25 protein-coding genes and 1 pseudogene are annotated in these 24,574 nt (G+C 55.2%); 13 read left to right on the top strand and 13 right to left on the bottom strand.

Annotated elements, in window-relative coordinates:
- Positions 1–2: 2 nt before the first annotated feature.
- Both ACETPC_RS19755 and ACETPC_RS19750 read right to left on the bottom strand, forming a co-directional pair.
- Positions 3–1,103: a glycosyltransferase family 9 protein gene (locus ACETPC_RS19755; RefSeq protein WP_380184190.1), complete on the bottom strand. Its 1,101-nt coding sequence runs from the start codon at positions 1,101–1,103 to the stop codon at positions 3–5.
- Positions 1,104–1,328: 225 nt separating this feature from the next.
- Positions 1,329–2,414: a glycosyltransferase gene (locus tag ACETPC_RS19750; protein WP_380184189.1), complete on the bottom strand. Its 1,086-nt coding sequence runs from the start codon at positions 2,412–2,414 to the stop codon at positions 1,329–1,331.
- A gap of 304 nt (positions 2,415–2,718) precedes the next feature.
- Between ACETPC_RS19750 and ACETPC_RS19745 the strand changes: the two genes are divergently transcribed.
- Positions 2,719–3,681, top strand: a complete 963-nt coding sequence (locus tag ACETPC_RS19745) for a deacetylase (protein ID WP_380184188.1) — start codon at positions 2,719–2,721, stop codon at positions 3,679–3,681.
- Between the two features lie 15 nt (positions 3,682–3,696).
- On the opposite strand, the gene ACETPC_RS19740 is transcribed toward ACETPC_RS19745, so the two are convergent.
- From ACETPC_RS19740 to envC, 8 genes are all read right to left on the bottom strand, one after another.
- A complete protein-coding gene (locus ACETPC_RS19740; RefSeq protein WP_380184187.1) occupies positions 3,697–4,614 on the bottom strand; it encodes a glycosyltransferase family 2 protein in 918 nt (305 codons plus the stop codon).
- A complete protein-coding gene (rfaC, locus tag ACETPC_RS19735) occupies positions 4,611–5,594 on the bottom strand; it encodes a lipopolysaccharide heptosyltransferase RfaC (protein ID WP_380184186.1) in 984 nt (327 codons plus the stop codon). The genes ACETPC_RS19740 and rfaC overlap by 4 nt, the downstream gene beginning before the upstream one ends.
- On the bottom strand, positions 5,582–6,631 hold the full coding sequence (gene rfaF / locus ACETPC_RS19730; RefSeq protein WP_380184185.1) for an ADP-heptose--LPS heptosyltransferase RfaF: 1,050 nt from the start codon (positions 6,629–6,631) through the stop codon (positions 5,582–5,584). Before rfaF ends, rfaC begins: the two co-directional genes overlap by 13 nt.
- 16 nt (positions 6,632–6,647) lie before the next feature.
- The gene (gene rfaD, locus ACETPC_RS19725; RefSeq protein ID WP_380184184.1) at positions 6,648–7,580 is read right to left on the bottom strand and encodes an ADP-glyceromanno-heptose 6-epimerase; all 933 of its coding nucleotides are present in this window, start codon (positions 7,578–7,580) and stop codon (positions 6,648–6,650) included.
- A gap of 123 nt (positions 7,581–7,703) precedes the next feature.
- On the bottom strand, positions 7,704–8,612 hold the full coding sequence (locus ACETPC_RS19720; RefSeq protein WP_380184183.1) for a hypothetical protein: 909 nt from the start codon (positions 8,610–8,612) through the stop codon (positions 7,704–7,706).
- Positions 8,605–9,840, bottom strand: a complete 1,236-nt coding sequence (locus ACETPC_RS19715; RefSeq protein ID WP_380184238.1) for a glycosyltransferase — start codon at positions 9,838–9,840, stop codon at positions 8,605–8,607. Before ACETPC_RS19715 ends, ACETPC_RS19720 begins: the two co-directional genes overlap by 8 nt.
- 44 nt (positions 9,841–9,884) lie before the next feature.
- The gene (locus ACETPC_RS19710; RefSeq protein WP_380184182.1) at positions 9,885–10,817 is read right to left on the bottom strand and encodes a divergent polysaccharide deacetylase family protein; all 933 of its coding nucleotides are present in this window, start codon (positions 10,815–10,817) and stop codon (positions 9,885–9,887) included.
- A 3-nt stretch (positions 10,818–10,820) separates the two neighbouring features.
- Positions 10,821–12,125: a murein hydrolase activator EnvC gene (envC, locus tag ACETPC_RS19705; protein ID WP_380184181.1), complete on the bottom strand. Its 1,305-nt coding sequence runs from the start codon at positions 12,123–12,125 to the stop codon at positions 10,821–10,823.
- A 313-nt stretch (positions 12,126–12,438) separates the two neighbouring features.
- Between envC and ACETPC_RS19700 the strand changes: the two genes are divergently transcribed.
- Genes ACETPC_RS19700 through cysE form a run of 5 tightly spaced genes read left to right on the top strand, consistent with a single transcriptional unit; the run spans position 12,439 to position 15,538 of the window.
- Positions 12,439–12,870 (top strand): rhodanese-like domain-containing protein, encoded by a 432-nt coding sequence (locus tag ACETPC_RS19700; RefSeq protein ID WP_380184180.1) that lies wholly within the window; start codon positions 12,439–12,441, stop codon positions 12,868–12,870.
- A gap of 16 nt (positions 12,871–12,886) precedes the next feature.
- Positions 12,887–13,138, top strand: a complete 252-nt coding sequence (grxC, locus tag ACETPC_RS19695) for a glutaredoxin 3 (RefSeq protein ID WP_246761601.1) — start codon at positions 12,887–12,889, stop codon at positions 13,136–13,138.
- 47 nt (positions 13,139–13,185) lie between these two features.
- A complete protein-coding gene (gene secB / locus ACETPC_RS19690) occupies positions 13,186–13,653 on the top strand; it encodes a protein-export chaperone SecB (RefSeq protein ID WP_380184179.1) in 468 nt (155 codons plus the stop codon).
- Positions 13,653–14,663, top strand: coding sequence for an NAD(P)H-dependent glycerol-3-phosphate dehydrogenase (gpsA, locus tag ACETPC_RS19685; RefSeq protein WP_380184178.1), 1,011 nt, complete (start codon positions 13,653–13,655; stop codon positions 14,661–14,663). The genes secB and gpsA overlap by 1 nt, the downstream gene beginning before the upstream one ends.
- A 53-nt stretch (positions 14,664–14,716) precedes the next feature.
- Positions 14,717–15,538: a serine O-acetyltransferase gene (gene cysE, locus ACETPC_RS19680; RefSeq protein ID WP_380184177.1), complete on the top strand. Its 822-nt coding sequence runs from the start codon at positions 14,717–14,719 to the stop codon at positions 15,536–15,538.
- A gap of 35 nt (positions 15,539–15,573) precedes the next feature.
- Here the strand turns inward: cysE and trmL are convergent, their stop codons facing one another.
- The 3 genes from trmL to cpxR are packed head-to-tail and all read right to left on the bottom strand — an operon-like array spanning position 15,574 to position 18,161.
- Entirely contained in the window at positions 15,574–16,047 is a 474-nt protein-coding gene (gene trmL, locus ACETPC_RS19675; protein ID WP_380184176.1) for a tRNA (uridine(34)/cytosine(34)/5-carboxymethylaminomethyluridine(34)-2'-O)-methyltransferase TrmL, read from the bottom strand.
- A gap of 42 nt (positions 16,048–16,089) precedes the next feature.
- Entirely contained in the window at positions 16,090–17,466 is a 1,377-nt protein-coding gene (gene cpxA, locus ACETPC_RS19670; protein ID WP_380184175.1) for an envelope stress sensor histidine kinase CpxA, read from the bottom strand.
- A complete protein-coding gene (gene cpxR, locus ACETPC_RS19665; RefSeq protein WP_380184174.1) occupies positions 17,463–18,161 on the bottom strand; it encodes an envelope stress response regulator transcription factor CpxR in 699 nt (232 codons plus the stop codon). The genes cpxA and cpxR overlap by 4 nt, the downstream gene beginning before the upstream one ends.
- Positions 18,162–18,313: 152 nt before the next feature.
- Between cpxR and cpxP the strand changes: the two genes are divergently transcribed.
- The 7 genes and pseudogenes from cpxP to ACETPC_RS19630 all read left to right on the top strand — a co-directional run bounded on the left by cpxP (position 18,314) and on the right by ACETPC_RS19630 (position 24,571).
- Positions 18,314–18,814 carry a cell-envelope stress modulator CpxP gene (gene cpxP, locus ACETPC_RS19660; protein ID WP_380184173.1) on the top strand — a complete coding sequence of 167 codons (501 nt, stop codon included), beginning with the start codon at positions 18,314–18,316 and terminating at the stop codon, positions 18,812–18,814.
- Between the two features lie 317 nt (positions 18,815–19,131).
- A pseudogene (locus ACETPC_RS19655) lies at positions 19,132–19,318 on the top strand (type II toxin-antitoxin system HicA family toxin).
- 25 nt (positions 19,319–19,343) lie between these two features.
- Complete coding sequence (locus ACETPC_RS19650; protein WP_380184172.1) at positions 19,344–19,751, top strand: type II toxin-antitoxin system HicB family antitoxin; 408 nt, start codon at positions 19,344–19,346, stop codon at positions 19,749–19,751.
- A gap of 256 nt (positions 19,752–20,007) precedes the next feature.
- Positions 20,008–20,904 (top strand): CDF family cation-efflux transporter FieF, encoded by an 897-nt coding sequence (fieF, locus tag ACETPC_RS19645; RefSeq protein WP_380184171.1) that lies wholly within the window; start codon positions 20,008–20,010, stop codon positions 20,902–20,904.
- A gap of 203 nt (positions 20,905–21,107) precedes the next feature.
- Positions 21,108–22,070, top strand: a complete 963-nt coding sequence (gene pfkA, locus ACETPC_RS19640; protein ID WP_380184170.1) for a 6-phosphofructokinase — start codon at positions 21,108–21,110, stop codon at positions 22,068–22,070.
- Positions 22,071–22,234: 164 nt separating this feature from the next.
- Complete coding sequence (locus tag ACETPC_RS19635) at positions 22,235–23,227, top strand: sulfate ABC transporter substrate-binding protein (protein ID WP_380184169.1); 993 nt, start codon at positions 22,235–22,237, stop codon at positions 23,225–23,227.
- A gap of 585 nt (positions 23,228–23,812) precedes the next feature.
- Positions 23,813–24,571 (top strand): CDP-diacylglycerol diphosphatase, encoded by a 759-nt coding sequence (locus ACETPC_RS19630; protein WP_380184168.1) that lies wholly within the window; start codon positions 23,813–23,815, stop codon positions 24,569–24,571.
- The last annotated feature ends 3 nt before the right edge of the window (positions 24,572–24,574 follow it).

Raw genomic sequence — 24,574 nt, 5'->3', positions numbered from 1 at the left:
GCTCAGAATGAGGTCTTCTTTTCTTGTAATGGCGGCTTGCGCGCGCAGATAAAATCGTAAATATCGTCCAGCTTGCGCTGGTCCAGTGCAAACAGCTGCTCGGCTGGATAGGCAAACTGGTAAGGAGCCTGAAAAATAAACGATGAAGGTGCGATATGATCGGGCCCAATCAGCAGCACATCGCCGGTCGGCCGCTGTTCTTCTATGCCGCAAGGCCCATAAATCAGGATAATCGGCACATTTTGCGCATCAGCGATATAGACGTTGCCGGAGTCGGAAGCGATATAGAAGTCCATCTGAGCAATCGCGTAAGGCAGCTCTTCGAGCGCCATTTTTCCTGTCATATCAACGATGTTGTCGGTGCGTTCGACCACTTCATAGAGACGTTTCAGGTGGATAAGTTCCCCTGCAGTGCCAAATATATAAAAAAGACATGGCAGCGCATTCAGCCGCTCAAAGACTTTTTTCCAAACTGTCGCCGGGATGGTTTTCGCCTGATTACCGGCGGAAATACTGAGACCGATTTTGATTCCGTCCTGGCGAAACAGCTCGGCAGGCGGATGCTTTGGCTGATAAAGAGGCAGGGTGGCATGCTTGGCGTAGCTCTCTTTATGCAGCGAGCGATCTGCCAGCTGGAGATAACTCTCCAGCGTCAGGGTCGTTTTGCTATGCTCCACAACGCCGTCTGCCGTCGCATAAAAAATAGACTGGTACCATTTCCGCCTGTAGGTCGACAGAAACTTTTTATTGTCGGCGTTGCACAGCGCCGCATAAAAGAGGTTGAGGCTATCAGGATGCAGCAAATAAATATTTTCATAACGATTCATCAGCTTAAAGGCCAGCTTCAGCTTGCTAAGCGTGCTGCCTTTATGATCCTCGATATAAAAAATCTCTGCCAGCGTCTCGTCATGCTGCGCCAGCGGCGCAACGCTGCGGCTCAGCAGGCCATCGCTGCGTTCAAGGTGCCTGAGCAGCGGCGTAATATTAATAAAGTCGCCGATTTTCGCCGTCTGGATCACCAGATTACGGGCCTGCTTTTTAGGGTTTAGCTTCATCAGCAGCTTAACTGGCAGTAAAAGCAAAAACAGCAATACGTAATTCACGCTCTCTTCTCCCTGAGCGAAATGCGACCGCCTTTTCTGTAAGTATCAGGCGGCGAAATGGCAAATCCTGATTTTCTTATCATGCTCTGATAGCCGTTTTCGGTTATGAGCGTCACCATACTAAAGCCTTAAAATAGATAAATGCGCGCCGGTGGCTCGCACCAGAATGAATAACTCATTGACTGACTTTCTCAGACATCATGAATTTGTAAATGTTGCGTCGGATTAGTGAGCTGTCAGCGCAATATACTGTTTGCAGATGGCTTCGATACTGTAAGCCTGCAGATCGAGCCGGGAAACGTCAGGCGGCTTCGACCAGACGTCCGCCATAGTCGCCGCCAGCGAATCCGCATCCAGGTTGGCCAGCCCGCGAGCCAGTTCGCCGGTCATGATCGAAACCGGGCCGCCTGGACAGCGAGTGCTGACTACCGGCACCTGACAAATCAGGGCCTCTACCAGCACGTTGCCGAAACCTTCGCTGTCCGAGCTGACCACCAGCATTTTCGCATGGCGGATCCACGGATAGGGATTAGGCATAAATCCTTTAAAGATAACGCGATCCTGGATTCCCAGGGTTGTTGCAAGCTTTTTGACTTCATTAACTGCTTCATCGTTTCCCTGCCCAATCAGAACCAGCGGTGCCGCTATGCCAGATTTAGCGTAGGCGCGCAGCAGCCGGTCATGGCGCTTGGTTTCGTGAAAACGGCCAACGTGGATCAGATAGGGTTCGCCTGCCATTTCACAGGGCTGGCTGGCGGCGGCATGAACAGCATCAAAATCAAAAGGGTTGAAAATTATCCGCTCATGTTTTGGCTGTACCGCGAAAGAGCGCTTCAGGTCGTTAACGACGTACTGCGACACGCCAATGACATTACGATGCTGATAGATGCGACGCGTTTTAATTTTTTTCAGCCACAGAGAAAAGCCTTTGCGGCGAGCCAGATAGGAAGCGGAAAAAACGCCGTGCAGGCAAAACCAGGTTTTTTCCGGCGCCAGATGTCGGCAGCGGCTAACGATACGGTCAGTTTTATGCAGGTGAGACACCACCAGATCGAAACTGCCCTGTTCTTTTTCGGACTGCACAATAGCCCGATCCAGACTTTCGGCGCGCCGGCTCAATTCCGTGAGTTTTCGCCAGGGCTGACGGCAGCCGTCTTCAATTATCTGATAATCAAGGCCTGGTGGAATAGCGTAGTCACAAACGGCGCGCAGCGAAAACAGCGAAACCCGATGACCGCGCTCTATGAGTCCTTTTGACAGCGTCAGCACGACTTTTTCCGCGCCTCCGCCTGGCAGACCATCAATGATCATTAATACGCGCCTGGACAATTTTTTACCCTTAACAGAGAAAATCATGCGTCGCTGGCCGCTTCCTGACCATTAACTACACGAAAAACCAATTTTCTTATCTATTCGGGCAGTTCCCTTGCCGAAGCCTCATCAGTGCTGTCCTGCCGATCCTGCAATCTTAAGCTATCTCTGGTTTATCTTAGAAAAATAAAAAAGAGCGCGCCACAGGGAATCTCTTTCGCGCCGTGCCTGCCGCAAATACTTTTGCGTCCCGGCGTGCCGCTGCTAACATACCGGCAGTGTTAACACGGAGCGCCGCATCGCCATGCAAAAACCTGCTTTTCTCATCACCATAGATACAGAAGGTGACAACCTCTGGCGTAATCGTTCCGGCCAGGTTACGACCGAAAATGCTGCCTGGCTCGCTCGTTTTCAGAAACTTTGCGAGAAATATACCTTTAAACCGACCTGGCTGACCAACTATGAAATGGCCATCGATCCGGTTTATATCGATTTCGCCCGCGACGTTATCGCTCGCGGCCAGGGCGAAGTCGGTATGCATCTGCACGCCTGGAACAGCCCGCCAGCCTGTGAGCTGACGGAAAACGACTGGCAGCATCAGCCTTACCTGATTGACTATCCGCGTGAAGAGATGCGCAAAAAAGTCGCTTTTATGACGCAGCTGCTGGAAGAGACTTTTCAGGTCAAAATGCTCAGCCATCGCGCGGGCCGCTGGGCGTTCAATGAATATTACGCTCAGCTGTTGATCGAGCACGGCTATCGGGTCGACTGCTCGGTAACGCCTGGCGTTAACTGGCAATTCTCTCCCGGCGCGCCTCAGGGCAATGGCGGCAGCGACTATACGCATTTTCCGCGCTCCGCCTACTGGCTGGATACAGAAGACATTTCCCGTCCCGGTGCCTCCGGGCTGCTGGAAGTCCCTATGACCATCCGCTACAAGCACTCCGGGCTGATGAACGCGGTAAAACAAGGCTACGATCGCCTGCGCGGCAAGCGCCGCAGCCCTTCAGTTTACTGGCTGCGCCCAACTGGCGGCAACGCGCAGCAGATGATCAACGTAGCGGAAAAAACGCTGGCGGAAGGCGCCGACTACGTAGAATTTATGCTGCACTCCAGCGAGTTTATGCCCGATGGCAGCCCAACGTTCAAAACCCAGGCCGATATTGAGCGCCTCTATGAAGATCTGGAGCAGCTGTTTAGCTGGCTGCAAAGCCGCACTCAGGGCATGACGCTGGCGGATTATGCCGCCACGAAAATCCCGCGCTGAATAAAAACGGGTCTGTTACAGGCCCTTTTTTCTCACCGTGAGCATTTTCCTTTTGTAGCTTGTCCGAATTTTGCCGTTCAGCAAAAAGCGGCCCAGGCTTACCCGCGCAATCCTCGCTTTTACCTTATCGCCGTGCGGCGTGCCACGCAGCTCATCGTGATAGCGGTTGGCGATATCCAGCCAGTGACAGGTAATCAGATGCTCGTAGTGGGACGGTAAAACCTCGTCCATATGCTCGGTTGCCGCAATCAGGCAGGCGATTTTGCCCGCATCGATCACAGAAGAAAGGCTCTGCTCATGCTTGCGGTAAAGATAGAAGCCAGCAGAGGTAAACAGCGTTTTTTTACTCTGCATCAGCAGCTGCGGAAACAGCCAGGTGTCTTCGTAACAGATAAAATCAGGAAAAGCATGTTGGCGGATCAGCTCGCGCGAGAAAAACTGGCCGATAAAATGCGCCTGATAATCACGATGGATCAGAAAGCGTTCTACGGCATCATGCGTGGTCAGCAGCGCCGGTTCGGCAGGCTGCCACTGTGCCGTAGAGGGCATTTGCCGCACTTCGATAATTTTGCTGAGCAGAATATCCGGCGCGGTCTGGCGCAGCGTCGTTAGCCTGTGCGCCAGCGCATTGGGCAGCAGCGTATCATCACCATCCACCATCAGAACGTAATCGCCGCGCGCCAGGTTGATGGCGTGGTTACGTACTTTGCCGACGTTGCGGTGATCGGTACGATCGCTGCGAAGCTGCGGCAGCCGCGCGGCATAGTCTTCAATAATGCTCTGCGTGGCGTCTGTGGAAGCATCATTAACCACGATGATTTCCGCCTGGCCGATTGCCGTACCCAGTGAAGCGATAATGCTTTCCAGCGTATCGGCAAGAGTATCGCCGCAGTTATGCGCGGCAATCAAAATGCTTAGCTGCGGGGAGGTCATTGGTTTTCGCTCGGTATCAGCAGCGCCGTTAGCTGCGCCATCACGCTTTCCGCGGAGATGTCCGCCATGCTGTTGCCCTCAACGGGCTTCATCACAAACTGATTTTTACCGTAGCCGCCGATCAGGCCCGGATCGGTAGGGCCATATAGCGTGATATTAGGGCGATCCAGTGCCGCCGTCAGATGGCTAAGCCCGGTATCAACCGAAACCACGGCGGCCGCGCCTGCCAGCGCGCGTGCTACCTGTTCCAGCGTTAATTTAGGCAGCACTTCTACGTAGTCGAAACCCGCTGCCAGCCGCTGCGCGCGCTGGTGCTCATGCTCTGCGCCCCAGGGCAGCTTGATCTTCAGGCCGCTGCCGTGCAGCAACGTAATCAGCTCGCGCCACTGCGCTTCTGGCCAGTGTTTTTCATCGCGTGTAGTAGCGTGCAAGAACACCAGATAACGGTCGGCTTCTGTAGCGCCTTCGGTTATAAAATGTTGGGCAATAGCGTAGTCGCCGCTGGTTTCCGGCAGCGGATAGCCCAGGCTTTTGGCGAACAGCTCGCGCGTACGCTGCACGGCATGCTGCTGCTTGCTGATTTCATGACGCTTGTCGTACCACCAGCTGGCGAAAGGCTCCCGTGCGCTGCGGCTATCCTGGCCATGCTTGATGCCTTTGGCGATACGAGTTACCAGCGCAGCGCTTTTAATCAGGCCCTGAGCATCGATTACCGCGTCATACTGGCGTGACTGCACTTCCCGCTTAAACAGAAAGCGCTCTTCACGCACCTCGCTGCCAAACCAGTGCTTACGCCAGCGACGGATAGCGACGGGAATAACTTTATCAACTGCCGGATGCCAGGAAGGGATCTGCGCAAAACCTTCTTCCACTACCCAGTCAAAGCGAATGCCGGGAATAGCGCGCATGGCATCGGTCAGGGCTGGCAGCGTATGCAGGACATCGCCCATTGAGGACGTTTTTACAATCAGGACGTGCATGCGGACTCCAGCAGCGTAGCCAGCTCTTCGCTGACGCGCTGCGGCTTAATATCGATCAGGCTCTGGTGATAGCCCTCTTCAGCATCGCCTTTACGAACTTTGTGATAGCCGCTAATCAGACGGATGACGCGTGCTTTCTGCGACAGCGGTGGCGTGAAGTCCGGGCTGCTTGGGCCATACAGCGCGACCAGCGGCCGATCCAGCGCGGCGGCGATATGCATCAGGCCGGAATCGTTGCTGACCACGGCCTGGCAGTGCGCCAGCAGGATCACCGCTTCTTCCAGCTGCGTTTCGCCAGCCAGATTGTGGCAGTGCTGCCGCGAAGCCTCCTGCAAACTTTGCAGAATTTGTTCGCCGGTTTCCTTGTCTTTGGCCGAGCCAAACAGCGCGATCTGATAACCCTGGTCGATCAGCTGCTGCGCCAGCTCCGCATAGTGATAGTGCGGCCAGCGCTTGGCCGGGCCGAATTCCGCGCCGGGGCAGAAGCCGATAACCGCTCTCTCCGCGCTCAGCTTAAAATTAGCTGCGGTCTCGATTTTTTCCTGCTCGTTAACGCTAAGCTTCGGCCAGAGCAAAGGCTGCGGCAGATCGCTGGCGCGGGCGATGCGCTCTTTGTCGTAAGCCAGCGCCACGTAACGCTCCACCATCAGCGGGAAAGCCGCTTTATCCAGCTTCCGGATATCGTTCAGCAGGCCGTAGCGCATCTCACCGCGCCAGCCGGTACGGGTTTTGATATCGGCAAAGAAAGGCACCAGTGCGGATTTAAACGAGTTAGGCAGCACGTAAGCGCGATCGTAGCCTTTGACACGCAGCGAGCGGCCAAGACGGCGGCGTTCGCCCAGCGCCAGCGCACCGTGGCCCAGCGGCATCGCCAGCGCCTCGTTGACTTCGGGCATCCGCGACAGCAGAGGACGGCACCACGCGGGTGCCATCACATCGATAACGGCTTCAGGCCAGCGCTGTTTCAGCGTGCGATAAAGGCTTTGCGACATCATCATATCGCCGACCCATGACGGCCCGATCACCAAAATTTTCATTGCCGAATCCGCCCCGTTACGCGTTGCGGTTCAGCCAGGCCATATACTCGGCCACGCCTTCCGCCACGGTTTTAAACGGCTTGTCGTAGCCTGCCGCGCGCAGTTTGGTTTGATCTGCCAGCGTATAGGCCTGGTAACGACCTTTGAGTTTTTCCGGGAAAGGAATGTATTCGATCTGGCCTTTCTGATGGAAATTCAGCGCCGCGTCGGCCACTTCCTGGAAAGATTCAGCGCGGCCGGTGCCGCAGTTGAAAATGCCGGAAACGCCGTTTTCCCAGAACCACAGGTTTACGCTGGCAACGTCTTCCACATAGATAAAGTCGCGTTTGAAATTATCGCTGCCTTCAAACAGCTTTGGATTTTCGCCGTTGTTCAGCTGCGTATTCAGATGGAAAGCCACGCTGGCCATGCTGCCTTTATGGCTTTCACGCGGGCCGTAAACGTTAAAATAGCGGAAGCCGCAAATCTGCGACTGCGCTTCCGGCAGGATCTGGCGCACGTAGTGGTCGAACAGCATTTTAGAGTAGCCGTAGACGTTTAGCGGCTCTTCATACTGACGCTCTTCGATAAAGTTATCGTTGCGGCCGCCGTAGGTAGCGGCGGAAGAGGCGTACAGGAAGGGGATCTGGCGCTCCAGGCAGTAGTGCAGCAGCTCTTTTGAATACTGATAGTTGTTATCCATCATGTATTTGCCGTCCCACTCGGTGGTGGACGAACAGGCGCCTTCATGGAAAACGGCCTCAACATCGCCAAAATCCTCATCGGCCAGCACGGCGATCAGGAAATCTTCTTTATCCATGTAGTCGGCGATATCCAGATCTGCCAGGTTGGCGAATTTAGTGCCGTCTTTCAGGTTGTCGACCACCAGAATATCGGTGTGGCCTTTGTCATTCAGCGCTTTAATGATATTGCTACCGATAAATCCCGCGCCGCCAGTGACGATAATCATGATTGTTAACCTTTAAAAAATATGGGTGAAACGGAAAGTTCACGCGCTAATGAGGGTAATCATAACATCTCATTGCGCCCCGGACAGCCGGACGACTCCGTAAGAGAAGGTAAATCCCGCTGGCTACTTCAGTTTTTCCGCATCGGTGAGGTAGCGCACCTTGCGCGTATAGTCCTGGCCTTTAAACGTCAGCGGCGTTTTTGGCGACTGCAGATATTTCTGCCATTCCGCCAGCGGGAAACCGCCGTGCGCGCCAATCACCTCTTCGGGAATAACCGCTGCCGCGCCGCCGATTTTTTTGGAAACAGGCCAGTTCATCCAGTCGCCCAGGTTCACCGTTTTCAGATCCAGCATATCCAACAGCGCGGCCAGCGGCAGCTGATCGGTTGGCGGCTGGGAATCGTCCATCAGCTCCCAGGTATCCTGAAAAAGCGTCAGCCACAGCGGGCAAATACGCTTCCAGGTCTGTCGCGTGGCGGCCAGGAAAGCGCCGTTAACGTGATCGACGATGAATGGCCGTACGCTGTGACGGTAATAAGCAGGGCGGTTTTGCTCTGGCGTTTTGGTTAGCTTGGCGATCATCTTCCCCTGACGGAAGCTGGAGTAAATATGCCCGTCCAGCATGTTAATTTCCGGCATTTTCAACAGATTCAGATCGGAATCGATCATCAAAATCCCTTCGGTGCGCGCCTGTAGCGGCGCCTGCAGCTTAATCAACCGGCTACGGTAAATCTGCTTATAGCGATAGCTCTCTTCGCGGAAAGGCACTTCCAGCGTTACGACGCGGGTTTTTTCCGGCAGCTCGCCGAACGCATCAGCAGCCTGATCGCTGACGATAACAATCTCTTCGGCGGCTGGCGCAAAGCGGGCGGCAAACAGCGCGCTCAGCTTCGCTTCCTCTATAAAATCTGCGCCCGTACAGGGAATAACGATGGAGGTTACCGGGATATTTCCCTGCACGTCCCGCTGCTGATAAGAGATATTGTGTCGTGCGCGAATATGACGAAATCGGGGGTTTAAAAATTCAAACATGCGATGAGTTTCCGTAGGCCGCATTTTCCAAAATAGTTTCCACGCCCGCGACATAGTGCTCAATGGCATAGTGCGCTTTGACATGGTGGTTTGCCTGCTGCAAAAGCTGGTGGCGCTTTTCGGCGTCAAGCCACAGCGTTTCCATCTGCTTAAACAGGCCTTGCGTATCGCCGTAATCAAACAGCAAACCGGTTTTATTGTGCTGGATAAGCTCCGCCGTACCGGTAACTCTGGAGCCGATCACTGCGGTATTCAGCAGCATCGCCTCCAGCACCACGCGCGGCAGGCCTTCGCTTTTCGATGCCAGGATAAAAACGTCGAAAGCGGCAAGATAATCGAGCGCGTTGCTGCGAAAACCGGTAAAAATCACCCGATCCTGTAAGCCAGCCTGTGAAGCCTGCTGCTGGAGCGCTGCCAGATCCGGGCCTTCGCCCAAAATCACCATGCGCCAGTCGGCTTTGGGAAAGGCGGCAGCGAATTTTTCCAGCGCCTGGAGCGTATGGTGATTAGCTTTGCGGGCGATCAGCGAACCTATGCTGCCGAAGACGAAAGTGTTTTCCGATACATTCAGCAACTGCTGGCGCATCTTCTCACGTTCCGGCAGCGGCTGATAAATATCAATGGCGTTAAAGACGGTAAAACATTTTTCTGCCGTCACGCCCTTTGCCAGCAGCACATCGCGCACGCCGTTAGAGACGGCGATAACCGCATCGGCGCGGCGATTAACCATAGCGACCAGCTCGTTGTCGAGCACCGGCTCAATACGGCAGTGCTGCACCACGCTAACGGCAAGGTTACGAGCGGCCAGATAGCCTTCGGCGTTGGAGCCGGGCTGATTATTCATATAGAGCATATCGCTCTGCTGTTCCTGCAGAAGCTGACGAATGGCGCGGGCGTTAGGGCGGATGCGCCACAGCTTATCGACAAAGCGCGTGGCTTTCAGCCGCAGGCCGCGATGAAAAAAGACCAGCGAGCGCAGCAGCTCTTTTAGCAGTTTCGCCCAGCGCGGCTGTTTGCGTTGAGGGATAAAAGTGACCGGGATCGCCAGCGAAGCCAGCACCTGCTCAATAGAATCGCCGCTGCCGCGCCGGTAGTTATGGTAGAAGCAGCAGTGAACAGTAAACCGCTCGCGGTCAATGCGCTTGAGCAGCTCCAGCATGCTGTTGGTGCCGCCGCCCCATTCATTGCCGGTATCCAGCAACAGGATTTTTTTACGTTGTGGCGTCATTGCCGCTTCCAGACTCATGTAGCCGCCGTGAAGCGGCATGAAAATTAATTATCGCCCAGCTCCAGCTTCAGGCCGGAAAAGTAAGTATTGAAATAGCGTACGCCTTCGCTGCTGGCAATACTCTCCGCTATTACGCCCAGCGCGCGACCGGCCGGCACGAATTCCGGCTGGCCCGGACAGGTTTTTACGCCCCTGAAGGGATTGCGCGGCGGCGCTGGTTTCGTCACGGCTGGCGGCGGCTGACGACCTGCATTCTGCGGTTCGTTCAGCAGCTGGCTCGGCCTGACCAGCGTGATATCGGCTGGCAGCGTCGGCAGCATCTGCTGCAATACCCTGACCGTGGTTGGATGTGGATGCCCGATAGCGATGGCGGAGCCGTCACGCTGTGCCAGATGCACCGCGCGCAAAAATTGTTTGCGGATATCCGCTTCGTTTTGCGTATCGTCCAGGAAAACACGACGCTTGATGACTTTTACGCTGGTGCCTGCGGCAGCGCGCGTTGACTGGCTGTTGGCTATCGTCATGCTGTCGAGAAAGTAAAAATTGTAGTGATTCAGCACCTGCATCACTTTCTGCATGCCCGGCAGGCTGGAGGTCATCGCGCTGCCCATATGGTTATTCAGCCCAACGGCGTAAGGCACCTTAGCCACCGCATCGCGGATGATGCGCTCAACCTCTTCGGCAGACATATCCGGGCGCAGCGTGTTTTTCTCCAGCGGCTGTTTGCTTAGCGGCGCCATCGGCAGATGGATTAACACCTCATGGCCGCGCTGGTGGGCTTTGGTTGCCATCTCTCGCGCATGGGTGGCATCCGGCAGTACGGCTACGGAAATTTGTGGCGAAAGCTGCAACACCTGGTTTTCCTGGGTCGGACGGTAGCCGAAATCATCAATAACGAGGGCGAGTTTACCCGCCTGCGCGGAACAGGCCAGCAGCAGACCTGCCAGCGCGCCGCCGAGCTTATCAAGATAAGACAAAAGTTATTTTCCTAACCACGGAAGTGGATTAACGGCCTGTCCCTGGCGGCGAATTTCAAAATAGAGCGAAGGCGTGCCGCGCCCGCCGCTGGTGCCGACCAGCGCGATCGGCTGGCCTGCTTTGACCTGGGCGCCCACGCTGACCAGCGCGCTTTGATTGTAGCCGTACAGGCTCATATCGCCTTTGCCGTGCTCTACCACCACGACCAGGCCATAGCCCTGCAGCCAGTCTGCCATCAGCACGCGGCCATCGGCGACGGCTTTAACTTCCCGGCCTTCCGGCGCGTCGATCACCAGCCCTTTCCAGCGCAGTTCGCCCTGTAGCTGCTCGCCGAAGCGGTGCTCAAGCGAACCGCGCACCGGCCACAGCAGCTGCCCGGCTGGTCTGCCCAGGCCGCCGGTTCTCGCCATCAGCGAGCGTTCGCCTTCGGTGGGTTTATACGTGGTGCCTTTGCTTTTCGCCTGCGCTTCACGCTCGCGTACGCGCTGGGCCTCTTTCGCTTCTTTCTCTGCTCTGGCGCGCGCTTCGCGCTCCGCTTTGGCGATCTTATCGCGCAGGCGGCTTTCGTTCGCCCGCATCTCTTCAAGCTGCGCCTGATCTTTTTCCAGCGAGGATTCCAGCGAGCTCAGCGTTTGTTTCCGCGCCGCGCGGGCGCTCTCCAGCTTCTGCTGCTGCGCCTCCTGCTGTGCCAGCATCGCTTTCTGTTTAGCCTGTTTATCTGTCAGCGAAGCCTTTTGCGCCGAGAGATCGCTGCGCGTTTTTTTCAACTCGTCGATCGACTTTTGGCGGGCATCGTTCAGATAGCCGAAATAGGCCAGAATGCGCTCGCTGCGCTGGCTCTCTTCGCTGCTCAGGATCAGCTGCAGGCCGTTGTGCTGGCCCTGGCGAAAGGCGGCATCCAGCTGCTCCGCCAGCATTTTCTCCTGCTGCGCCTGCTGGGTTTGCAGCTTGCCGATAGAAGCGGTCAGCGCGGCAACCTCGCCGTTCAGCGAGCCCAGCGTCTGCTGGGTTTCCCGCAGCTGACGGCTCGCCTGGGCAATGATCTTTTCCTGGCTTTGCAGCTGGTCGAGCAGCTTGCTGCGCTGCTGCTTTTGCTGCTGGACGCTTTTTTCTTTGGCGGCGATATCGGCGCGCAGGCTGGAGAGCGCCGATTTATTGTCTTCCGCGTGGCCGATAGCGGGCAGCAGTAGCAGGCCAGCGCAAAACAGGCTGGCTGACAAAGTGAACATGCCCGACCGTAACGGGGTTGCAGAGGCCAATCCGTTAGCTGGGGTTCGTTGATATGAAACTGTCGCTTTTTCCCTCATAGGAGGAGGATTATTCCACGATGAACAGCGCCTTACCAGCCTCGACGGCGGCTTTTGCGTTTCCAGTGGTGTCAAAGCGATTTGGCCGCCATAAAAGCGCTGCTACGGCAAGAGAGATTGCACAATATATCGCCGCTCAGGTTTAACGCGCTTCCCTGTTGGCCGAACGTTTATGACATAAGGCAATTTTTTTGGGAAATCTGCCGCAGAAAACGCAACTCTGAGGGCATCACGTCTGTACATGAAACGCCTGGCAGGTATACTCAGAAGCCTTGTTTTCGCTTATTAACCCTTTCGGGAGTTGTTACCCCTCATGCAAGATATTATGCAGTTCGCAGGCAACCATACCATTCTTAGTCTGGCATGGGTCGTCCTGCTGGTTTTGGTGATCGTGACTACCGTTAAGGGTATGTTCTCTAAAGTAAAAACCATCAGCCGCGGCGAAGCGACCCGGTTGATTAACAAAGAAGAAGCCGTAGTGGTCGACGTGCGTGGGCGCGATGACTTCCGCAAAGGCCATATCTCTAACGCGATCAACGTGCTGGCTGCCGATATCAAAAAAGGCAGCTTTGGCGAGCTGGAAAAACACAAGGCGAAGCCGGTTATCGTGGTGTGCGCAAACGGCGTTTCCGCTGCCGATCCCGCCGCGCAGCTGACTGCCGCCGGTTTTGAGCAGGTTTTCATTCTGAAAGACGGCGTGGCTGGCTGGAGCGGTGATAACCTTCCGCTGGTACGCGGCAAATAATTCCGGAGACTAAGGTATGGCAAACGTTGAGATCTACACCAAAGCAACCTGTCCTTTCTGCCACCGCGCCAAAGCGCTGCTGAGCCAGAAAGGCGTGAACTACCAGGAAATTGCCATTGATGGCGACGCTGAAAAGCGCGAAGAGATGATCAAACGCAGCGGCCGTACCACAGTTCCGCAGATTTTTATCGATGCGCAGCACGTTGGCGGCTGTGACGACCTCTATGCCCTCGATGGCCGCCAGGGCCTCGACCCGCTGCTGAAGTAAGCGGGAAAGCGGCGAAATAACGGACTATTAACCCATAGGATTAGAATATGTCAGAACAAAACAACACCGAGATGTCTTTCCAGATCCAGCGTATCTATACTAAAGACGTCTCTTTTGAAGCGCCAAACGCCCCACAGGTTTTCCAGAAAGAGTGGGAACCGGAAGTGAAGCTGGATCTGGATACGGCTTCCACCCAGCTGGCAGACGACGTCTATGAAGTCGTGCTGCGCGTCACCGTTACCGCCACCGTAGGCGAAGACACGGCTTTCCTGTGTGAAGTGCAGCAGGCCGGTATCTTCTCTGTCGCGGGCATCGACGGCAACCAGATGGCACATTGCCTGGGCGCATACTGCCCGAACATCCTGTTCCCTTATGCTCGTGAATGCATTACCAGCCTGGTTTCCCGTGGGACCTTCCCGCAGCTTAACCTGGCGCCGGTAAACTTTGACGCGCTGTTTATGAACTATCTGCAACAGCAGTCAGGTGAAGGCGCCGCTCCGCAACAGGACGCATAATGCCTGCCTCAATGAGTGTTCTCGGTGCCGGCTCGTACGGCACCGCTTTGGCTATCACGCTGGCCCGTAACGGGCACGACGTGGTGATGTGGGGCCATAACCCACAGCATCTGGCGCAGCTTCAGGCTGACCGCTGCAACGCGGCTTTTCTGCCCGATGTCCCTTTTCCCGCTTCGCTGAGCCTTGAGAGCGACCTGGCTACGGCTATCGCCGCCAGCCGCGATCTGCTGGTGGTCGTACCCAGCCACGTGTTCGGCGATGTACTACAGCAAATTAAACCTCATCTGCGACCCGATTCCCGTATCGTCTGGGCGACCAAAGGCCTGGAAAAAGAAACCGGGCGTCTGTTGCAGGATGTGGCGCGAGAGATTTTAGGTAACGAACTGCCGCTGGCGATTGTCTCCGGGCCGACGTTCGCTAAAGAGTTAGCGGCCGGTTTGCCCACGGCAATCGCCCTGGCCGCGACGGATGCCGAATTTGCCGATGATTTACAACAGCTGCTGCACTGCGGCAAAAGCTTCCGCGTCTATAACAATCCCGATTTTATCGGCGTGCAGCTTGGCGGCGCAGTGAAAAACGTTATTGCCATCGGCGCAGGCATGTCCGACGGCATTGGCTTCGGTGCCAACGCCAGAACGGCATTAATCACGCGCGGTCTGGCAGAGATGACCCGGCTGGGCGTAGCCCTGGGCGCCGATCCCACCACCTTTATGGGCATGGCGGGGCTGGGCGACCTGGTGCTGACCTGTACCGATAATCAGTCGCGCAACCGCCGCTTCGGCATGATGCTGGGGCAGGGGCTGGACGTGACGACGGCGCAAAACAACATTGGCCAGGTAGTGGAAGGATTCCGAAATACCAAAGAGGTCAGGGCGCTGGCCGCGCGCTGCGGCGTAGAGATGCCGATAACCGAGCAAATTTATCAGGTATTGTATTGCGAAAAAAATGCGCGAGAGGCAGCATTAAGCCTGCTTGGGCGCACACGGAAAGGCGAAAACAGCATAGGCTGACACAGGGAAGCGACGCGCCGCAGCATTCTGTTATTTGATGGGGAGTAGAAGTAATGCCGTGTGTAGAGCCTGGAGTGGTCTGGGATTATATCAAAGAAGAAGCGCGGGCGCTGGCGGAATGCGAGCCGATGCTGGCCAGTTTTTACCACGCCACCCTGCTAAAGCACGACGATCTTGGTAGCGCGCTGAGCTATATGCTGGCTAACAAGCTGGCTAATCCCATTATGCCCGCTATCGCTATCCGTGAAATCGTGCAGGAAGCCTATAAGCAGGACGCATCGATGATCCAGTCGGCTGCCTGCGACATTCAGGCGGTGCGCCAGCGCGATCCCGCTATCGATAAATACTCCACGCCGCTGCTTTACCTGAAAGGCTTCCACGCCCTGCAGGCCTACCGTATTGGGCACTGGCTGTGGAATGAGGGCCGCCGCGCGCTGGCGGTTTATCTGCAAAATGAAATCTCCGTTTCCTTTGCCGTAGATATTCATCCCGCCGCGAAAATCGGTCGCGGCATTATGCTTGATCATGCTACGGGCATCGTAGTGGGCGAGACGGCGGTGATTGAAGATGACGTCTCTATCCTGCAATCGGTGACTTTGGGCGGCACGGGTAAAACCAGCGGCGATCGCCATCCTAAAATCCGCGAAGGCGTGATGATTGGCGCGGGGGCGAAGGTTCTGGGCAATATTGAAGTAGGGCGCGGCGCAAAAATCGGCGCGGGTTCCGTAGTGCTTCAGCCTGTTCCGCCGCATACTACGGCGGCTGGCGTGCCAGCTCGTATCGTCGGCAAGCCGACCAGCGATAAGCCTTCAATGGAGATGGATCAGCACTTCAACGGCATGGTGCCGGGCTTTGAGTTCGGCGACGGCATCTGAGATTTAGCCGCGCGGCCTATGGCGCGGCTGTTTACTTACTCTTTAAGCAGCGCGCCCGCGTAGCCAAGCTGGCGCCAGGCTTCATATACCACTACCGAAACCGCATTCGACAGATTCATGCTGCGGCTGTCCGGCTGCATAGGGATACGGATTTTTTGCTGGGCAGGCAGCGCATCCAGGATCTCTTTCGGCAGGCCGCGCGTTTCCGGGCCGAAAAGTAAATAATCCCCTTGCTGATAACTGACCGCGCTATGCGCTGGCGTTCCCTTGGTGGTCAGCGCAAACAGGCGCTGCGGGTTTTCCGTGTCCAGAAAAGCAGCATAGTCGGCGTGACGCTGAATAGCGGTGAATTCATGGTAATCCAGACCGGCGCGGCGCAGGCGCTTGTCATCCCAGGTAAAACCCAGCGGTTCAATCAGGTGCAGGCGAAAGCCGGTATTGGCGCACAGGCGGATAATGTTGCCCGTATTGGGTGGGATTTCAGGTTCAAACAGTACGATATTCAGCATCAGCGGCGGCCCTCGTTCACAAGGGCCGCAGCATAGCAAAGATCAGGCGTTGCTGGTATAGAGCGGCAGCCACAGCGTCAGGCGCAGCCCGCCCAGCGGGCTGTCATCGGCTTTGACCCAGCCGCGGTGCTGCTGGATAGCGGTTTCCACAATCGCCAGTCCCAGCCCGGTGCCGCCTGACTCGCGGTCGCGTGCCTCGTCCGTACGGTAAAACGGACGGAAAATCTGCTCGCGATCTTCCTCACTGACGCCCGGGCCGTCATCATCCACATGGATAGTGATGCCCTGCTTATCCACGGCGAAGCTAACCATAATGCGAGTATGGGAGTAGCGCAGCGCGTTGCGGACGATGTTTTCCAGCGCGCTGTCGAGCGCGCTTGGGTTGCCATACAGCGGCCAGGGGCCAGGCGGATAGGGGACTTCCAGCGTTTTGCCCATCTGCTCCGCCTCGAAGCGGGCATCGTCCAGTACGCCCGACCAAAGCTGATTAGCCTTCATCGCTTCGCTGACCAGCGCGTTTTTGTGCTGGGTGCGCGACAGCACCAGCAGATCGTTGATCATGCCGTCCAGCCTTTGCGCCTCCATCTCTATGCGCTGCAGCTCTTTGCCTTCGCCCTGACGCCGCCGCATTAGCGCGGTAGCAAGCTGTAGCCGCGTTAGCGGTGTGCGCAGCTCGTGCGAGATATCCGACAGCAGCCGCTGCTGCGCGGTCATCATTCGCTCCAGCGCGCTGACCATCTGGTTGAAGCTGGAACCGGCGGCCAGGAACTCCTGCGGCCCGGCTTCCAGTTCCGGACGCTGGCGTAAATTGCCCGCGGCCACGTCATCGGCAGCGTGCTTGAGTTTCCTTGCCGGTTTCGCCAGGCTCCATGCCAGCCACAACAGCAGCGGCGAGCTGATGAGCATGGTCACTATCAGCAGCAGCAGCGGGCGGTCAAACAGCAGATTGATAAAGTCCAGCTGCGAGCTGCCCGCGGGCCTGATCAGGTAGAGCTGATAGCTGTCTTCGCCGTCGCGTACGGAAAAAGGCCCGAGCATTTCGGTACGGCCATATTTCTTTTTCTGCGGATGATCGGCGTTATCGGACTGGCCGATAAAATTGCGGATAACCTGCATCTCACTGTGTTGAGCGCCAATGACCCGGCCTTCGCTGGTAACCAGCAGCAGGCGCTGGCCCGGCGGCGCCCACTTGTCGATAGCGCGAAACAGCCTGCGCCACCACATTAAATCGTTGGGCGGATCCTGCATCAGCTCCGCCTCTACGTGTTGCTCGATCATGGTGCCCTGCCGCTGCTCGTTATCCAGCAGCGGCGTCATTTGACGGGTGTCAAGCTTGGGAACCATCAGCACCAGCATCAGCACCAGCGCCAGGGTCAGCCAGAAAATGGCGAAGATGCGGGTAGTCAGGCTGGAAATCATGTAGCGGAAACCATCAGATAGCCCCGGCCGCGCAGCGTTTTAAACCAGGGATGGCCATCCTTGCGGTCCGGCAGTTTACGGCGCAGATTGGAGATATGCATATCAATCGCGCGGTCAAACGGCGTTAGCCTTTTTCCCAGTACTTCCTGGCTCAGGTGCTCACGTGACACAACCTGGCCCAAATGCTGTGCCAGCAGGTAGAGCAGCGTAAACTCAGTGCCGGTTAAATCCAGCGTCACCTCGTCGAAGCTGGCTTCCTGGCGACCCGGATTGAGACGCAGGTGATCGACTTCCAGCGTAGGAGAACCGCTGTCATGTTGTTGCTGCTGTTCGCTCCAGTTGGAACGACGTAAAATCGCGCGTATACGCGCCACCAGCTCGCGATCGTTAAAGGGCTTCGGCAGATAGTCATCCGCGCCCAGTTCCAGCCCCAGCACGCGATCCAGCTCGCTGCCGCGCGCTGTCAGCATGATAACCGGCGTCTGGTGCTGCTGACGCAGCTCCTTCAACGTATCGATGCCGTTCTTTTTCGGCATCATCACATCCAACAGTAAAAGATCCACAGAACTGTCTAACAGAGCCAAAGCCTGCTCGCCGTCACCGGCAACCAGTACATCGAACCCTTCCATTTCAAGCAACTCTTGCAATAGCGAAGTCAATTCGCGATCGTCGTCAACCAACAGGATTTTATTCATTTTTTATCGCCCTCCACAGGCAAAATACCGTGAACGAATGCCCGCAATCCATGACTTTACGTAGTTTTACACCCCCTGACGCATGTTTGCAGCTGCCCCCGTAGACTGGATTTCGTTGAATCGAAATATGGAAACCAACCTGGGAGTTAACGATGCGCAAAGTTACCGCCGTCGTTGTGGTTCCGGCGCTGATCCTCAGCTTCTCCGCCGCATGGGCTGCAGATATAACGACGACTGACGAGATGCATCGCAACGGCGTGGCGCCAGGCAGTATGGCGCAAATTCCGCAAAGCCACATGTTTGACGGCATCGATCTTACTGAACAGCAGCGCCAGCAGTTGCGCGATCTGATGCAGCAGGCTCGTCATGAGCGTTCTCCCATAAGTATTAACGATTTAGAACAGCTGCATGCAATGATTATTGCAGATAAATTCGACGAGGCGGCCTATAAAGCGCGAGTCGACAAAATCGCGCAGGCAGAGGTAGCCAGACAGGTCGAGATGGCGCGGGTGCGCTACCAGATGTATCACCTGTTAACGCCGGCACAGCAGGCCGTTCTGAATCAGAAACATCAGCAGCGCATAGACGAAATGCGTCGGCTGACGCAGGTGCAGCATGTATCACCGCTGCAAGCCGTAAGCAGTAACCAGTAGCAAAATATCCCTGTTTTCCTTGCCATAGACACCATCCCTGTCTTCCCCCACATGATGTGGGGGTTTTTTTTGTCCGCGTTTTAACTAAAATTTTCTTTCAACACAGTCGACTGTAGAAAAGTTGGGATGGCTCAGAACCGTTTCTGAGGCGTTCGGCCAGGGGCGATTTGTGGGTACTATGACGCAATACGGTAATCTGTATCGATTGACCGTTAGAAGCGGTTCTCTTTTTAATAACCCCGATAACTCCAGCAATCGCTGCTTAAAGGGGTTATCAGAGTTATCATCATCTCATCAGGACAGGACAGGACGAGGCGATGGAAAGCAGAAGGTTAATGGCAGAAATCAAAGCGGACGGCGGACGGCTGGGTACTGGTAAGAGTAAATGGTAGCCATCACCATTTTACCCATCCAAAGAAACCGGGGTTAGTAACAATACCTCACCCTAAAAAAGATTTACCGACAGGTACGGTAAAAAGCATCAGGAAACAGGCAGGTCTGTAATCTGCTTTCTCGACGAGGCTTAATTATGTTTTATCCAATTGCGATTGAGGCTGGCGACGAAAAACACGCATACGGCGTGACAGTCGCGGATCTGCCCGGCTGTTTCTCTGCCGGAGATACACTGGACGATGCGATAGCGAACGCGAAGGACGCGATAACGGGACATATCGAACTATTAATAGAGTTGGGACAGGATATACCCACAATTTCTACCGTTGAATCATTAGCTAAAAATCCAGATTTCGCAGGTTATACATGGGCACTGGTAGACATAGATGTTACCCGGCTATTCGGCGGTTCAGAGAAAATTAACGTTACATTGCCTAAATCATTAATTGACCGCATTGACCGCTGTGTTGCAACCCATCCGGAATTTAAATCCCGCTCCGGTTTTTTGGCTCAGGCCGCAATAGAGCGTATTTCATTATCCTGATAGTGTTATCAAAGCAAAGCCCTGTTTCTACGGAGCTTCTTCTGTCCGGCCTGCAATAAACTGAACACAATCTGGCGTTCCTCTGGTCTGAGCCGTTCCTGCAACGCCTTTACCTACTTATTCCCTGTCAGCCCATGAGGACTGAAAAATTTTCTGATAACTAACCTCTTCTGGAAAACGGCCTGGAGATTTCTACCAGAACTTATTTTATCTGAAATCCGATATACTCAGGGTACTGTCCCAAACGGAGTACGATATGGCACACCACTACGCGCGCCTGGTTAACTCTGCCGCGCTGGCGGCGACAACTCTGGCTTCTCTGCTGCTGCTGGTGAAAATTTTCGCCTGGTGGTATACCGGTTCGGTCAGCCTGCTGGCGGCACTGGTAGATTCCCTGGTGGACATCGCTGCCTCCCTGACCAATCTCTTCGTTGTCCGCTACTCCTTGCAGCCTGCCGATGAGGAACACACTTTCGGGCACGGTAAAGCCGAATCGCTGGCCGCACTGGCGCAAAGCATGTTTATCTCCGGCTCCGCTCTGTTTCTGTTTCTGACGGGATTGCAGCATCTCTCGACGCCTGCTGAAATGCGGGCGCCAATGGTGGGTGTTGTCGTCACGCTTATCGCACTCTTTTCAACGCTGGTTTTGGTTGCTTTTCAGCGCTGGGTGGTGCGCAAAACCCATAGCCTGGCTATTCGTGCCGATATGCTTCACTATCAGTCTGACGTGGTTATGAACGGCGCCATTCTGGCGGCGCTGGGGCTGAGCTGGTACGGCTTTAAGCGTGCCGACGCGCTTTTCGCACTGGGTATTGGCGTTTGGATCCTCTACAACGCGCTGCGTATGGGATATGAAGCGGTGCAGCTGCTGCTGGACAGGGCGCTGCCGGAAGCAGAAAAAGCGCAGATCGCTGAAATTGCTGTCGGCTGGCCAGGCGTAGAAGGGGTACACGATATTCGCACGCGTCTTTCCGGACCAACCCGTTTTATTCAGCTGCATCTGGAGCTTAAAGACCATTTGACGTTGTTCCAGGCGCACCTGATCGCCGAGGAAGTAGAAAAAGCCTTGCTGCAAGCTTTTCCCGGTTCTGATATTACTATCCATCAGGATCCCTGTTCGGTAGTGCCGGAAAAGGATTTGAACGGGCTATGATTTTCAATCAGTTAAAACGATTATCCAAAAATTGCCTGAAAGGGTTATTTTGCGCTGAAAAAATAGCACAATGATCCCTGACCTGAATCAATTCAGCTAAAAGGCTTTGATATACTATTGCCAACATTAGTCGATCGCTCGCGTTCGCCGACCCCCCACGGCGTTCAGATTTCAAATTTGCATCAACAAGTTCAGAGGTTGTCATGATCAAAAAAATCGGTGTACTGACAAGCGGCGGTGACGCGCCTGGCATGAATGCAGCTATCAGGGGTGTCGTTCGTGCGGCGCTGAGTGAGAATCTGGAAGTTTCTGGTATTTACGACGGTTACCTGGGGCTCTTTGAAGACCGCATGGTGAATCTGGATCGCTATAGCGTCTCCGATATGATTAACCGCGGCGGCACTTTCCTGGGGTCGGCGCGTTTTCCGGAATTCCGCGAAGAGTCTACCCGCGCGGTAGCCATTGAGAATATGAAAAAGCGCGGCATCGATGCGCTGGTGGTTATCGGCGGCGACGGTTCCTACATGGGTGCCAAAAGACTGACGGAAATGGGCTTTCCCTGCATCGGCCTGCCGGGCACCATCGATAACGATGTAGCCGGTACGGATTACACCATCGGCTATTTCACCGCCCTGGAAACGGTGGTGGAAGCTATCGACCGTCTGCGTGATACCTCTTCTTCGCACCAGCGTATCTCTATCGTAGAAGTGATGGGCCGCTACTGTGGCGACCTGACGCTGGCAGCGGCTATCGCAGGCGGCTGCGAATTCATCGTACTGCCGGAGATCCCGTTTACCCGCGAAGAGCTGGTGCAGGAGATCAAAGCGGGCATCGCCAAGGGTAAAAAGCATGCGATTGTGGCGATCACCGAGCACATCTGCGATATCGATGAGCTGGCGAAATACATCGAATCCGAAACCAAACGCGAGACCCGCGCCACGGTGCTGGGCCATATTCAACGCGGCGGTGCGCCGGTCGCCTACGACCGCATTCTGGCTTCGCGCATGGGCGCTTACTCCATCGAGCTGCTGCTGCAGGGCTACGGCGGCCGCTGTGTGGGCATCCAGAACGAGAAAATGGTGCACCACGACATCATCGATGCCATCGAAAATATGAAGCGTCCGTTTAAAGGTGACTGGCTGGATACGGCCAAGCGGCTCTACTAAAGCGGCAGGTTGGCAAATAAGCGGAAAGGGCGCTGCTGGTCGGCGTCTTTTTTGCGCTGGTATATATTCCATTCAGTTATGACAGCTACTTTTTAATTCTTTAAAACAGCAATCGCTTTGTGTCACGCTCTCTGCCAGCAAAAAAACCTTTGGGAGCGCGCATAATGAAAAAGTGGAGTGTCGGACTCACCCTGTTGCTGGCATCGACCAGCGTTCTGGCGAAAGATATTCAGTTACTGAACGTCTCTTACGATCCAACCCGTGAGCTTTACGAGCAGTACAATAAGGCTTTCAGCGCGCACTATAAGCAGGAAACCGGCGATAACGTGGTAATCCGCCAGTCGCACGGCGGCTCTGGCAAACAGGCTACTTCCGTTATCAACGGCATCCGCGCCGATGTGGTGACGCTGGCGCTGGCTTCCGATGTCGATGCTATCGCCGAGCGCGGCCGTATCGATAAAAACTGGATCAAGCGCCTGCCGGATAACTCCGCGCCTTACACTTCCACCATCGTTTTCCTGGTTCGCAAAGGCAATCCAAAACAGATCCACGACTGGCAGGATTTGACCAAGCCTGGCGTATCGGTGATCACGCCAAACCCGAAAACCTCCGGCGGCGCCCGCTGGAACTATCTGGCCGCCTGGGGCTGGGCGCTGGATAAAAACAACGGCGATGCGGCGAAAGCTCAGGACTATATCAAGGCGCTGTTTAAAAACGTCGAGGTGCAGGATTCCGGCGCTCGCGGCGCAACCAATACTTTTGTTGAGCGCGGCATCGGTGACGTGCTGATAGCCTGGGAAAACGAGGCTTACCTGGCGGTCAACAAGCTGGGCAAAGACCAGTTTGAAATCGTCACGCCGAGCGAGTCGATTCTGGCTGAGCCTACGGTTTCCGTGGTGGATAAAGTGGTGGATGAACGCGATACGCGTAAAGTCGCCGATGCCTACCTGAAATATCTCTATTCGCCGGAAGGCCAGGAAATCGCTGCGCAAAACTACTATCGTCCTCGCGATGCAGCGGTAGCGAAGAAATATGCCAGCACTTTTGCCACGGTAAAACTTTTTACCGTTGACGATGCTAAATTCGGCGGCTGGGCTAAAGCGCAGAAAACGCACTTTGCGGACGGCGGCACCTACGATAAAGCCATGCAGCGTTAAGTGAGAATCTCTTTTAAAGCCAGTCATCCGACTGGCTTCAAGACTGCTGACAAAGCTAAAAAAGCTCAGGTGAACATCTGTTTTTTTACAGCAACTCTGCAGCTTTATGGCGGCAGAGGCTGAGCGGATAAGTGGACCGTTTGGCGCATGGACGCGCCAACCGAGCCTACATGAAAGTATTTACGGCGTGTCCGTGTTCCGATCTGCCTCTGCTGCTCTGTCACTGATTTAAACGCGACCAGGGTTTGTCATCAATCTCAAGCCAGTCATCCGACTGGCTTTTTTAATGACAAGATGTACAGGAGCGGGCTCAGGAGGGCCTGTGTCTTCCACAAAGACGCAAAAAGCGCCATCCGTGGCGGCTCAGTACGGGACGTCCCTGTCCCGTAATGCTTTGCTCCAGCCACAGGCCCTCCATCGCTTCAGGTTCGTTAGCCGTCTCGGCCAGTTACCCGACTGGCTTTTTTATTTTGTCTGCCTGTTAAAAAGGTTACATCAAATAGTCACGGGCGTTGATTATTTAGCATGACCTTTGCCTGAGGTTCGTTTACATTATGCGCAGATTAGGGTGCAGAGGTTGGCGTGATGTGGGGCAAAAAATGGATAGTGATTACGGGGGTTTTGGTATCCGTGATCGCAATAGCGGGCTGCAAAGCGCTCGGCTTTAAGCGTAACGCCAATGCTTTATGGAAAATAGTCAGCCAGCAGTGCGTGCCCAATCAGCAGCAAAACAACGATCCGGCGCCCTGCCGGCTGGTGGATCTGCGCAATGGCTATGTAGTGATGAAAGACCGGGATGGGCCGCTACAGTTCCTGCTGATGCCCGTGAAAAAAATTACCGGTATTGAAAGCCCTGTTTTACTAAGCCCTTTCTCTCCTAACTATTTCGCCGAGGCCTGGCATGCGCGCCACTATATGGAAGAGCGACGCGGCGCGCCTGTAGACGATAGCGCGGTGGCACTGAGCATTAACTCGCAACGCGGCAGAACGCAAAACCAGCTGCATATCCATATCTCTTGTCTGCGCCCGGATATCCGGCGGCGGCTGGACAGCCTGAACGCCTCGCTAAGCGCGAAGTGGCAATCGGCGCAGCTTGGCGAACATGAGTATCAAATCAGGCTGCTTACCCGCGACGAACTGAAAAAAACCAGCCCCTTCGTGCGCATTGCCAACGAGCTGCCGGGCGCGCGTGAAGAGATGGGAAAATATGGTATAGCAGTCGCGGCTATGCCGGATGGTAAAAAAGCGCTGATGGTTATCAAACGTAATCTACTGTTGCTGAACCGAGGGTCGGCGGAAGAACTTCAGGATCACAGCTGCGCTATTTTACAGCCGCGATCCTGAGCG

It is taken from the genome of Pantoea sp. sgz302252 (genome assembly GCF_042610525.1).
GTDB lineage: Bacteria > Pseudomonadota > Gammaproteobacteria > Enterobacterales > Enterobacteriaceae > Erwinia.
Note: the sequence above shows the minus strand (reverse complement) of the source record. Positions and strands in the feature narration are given on the sequence as shown.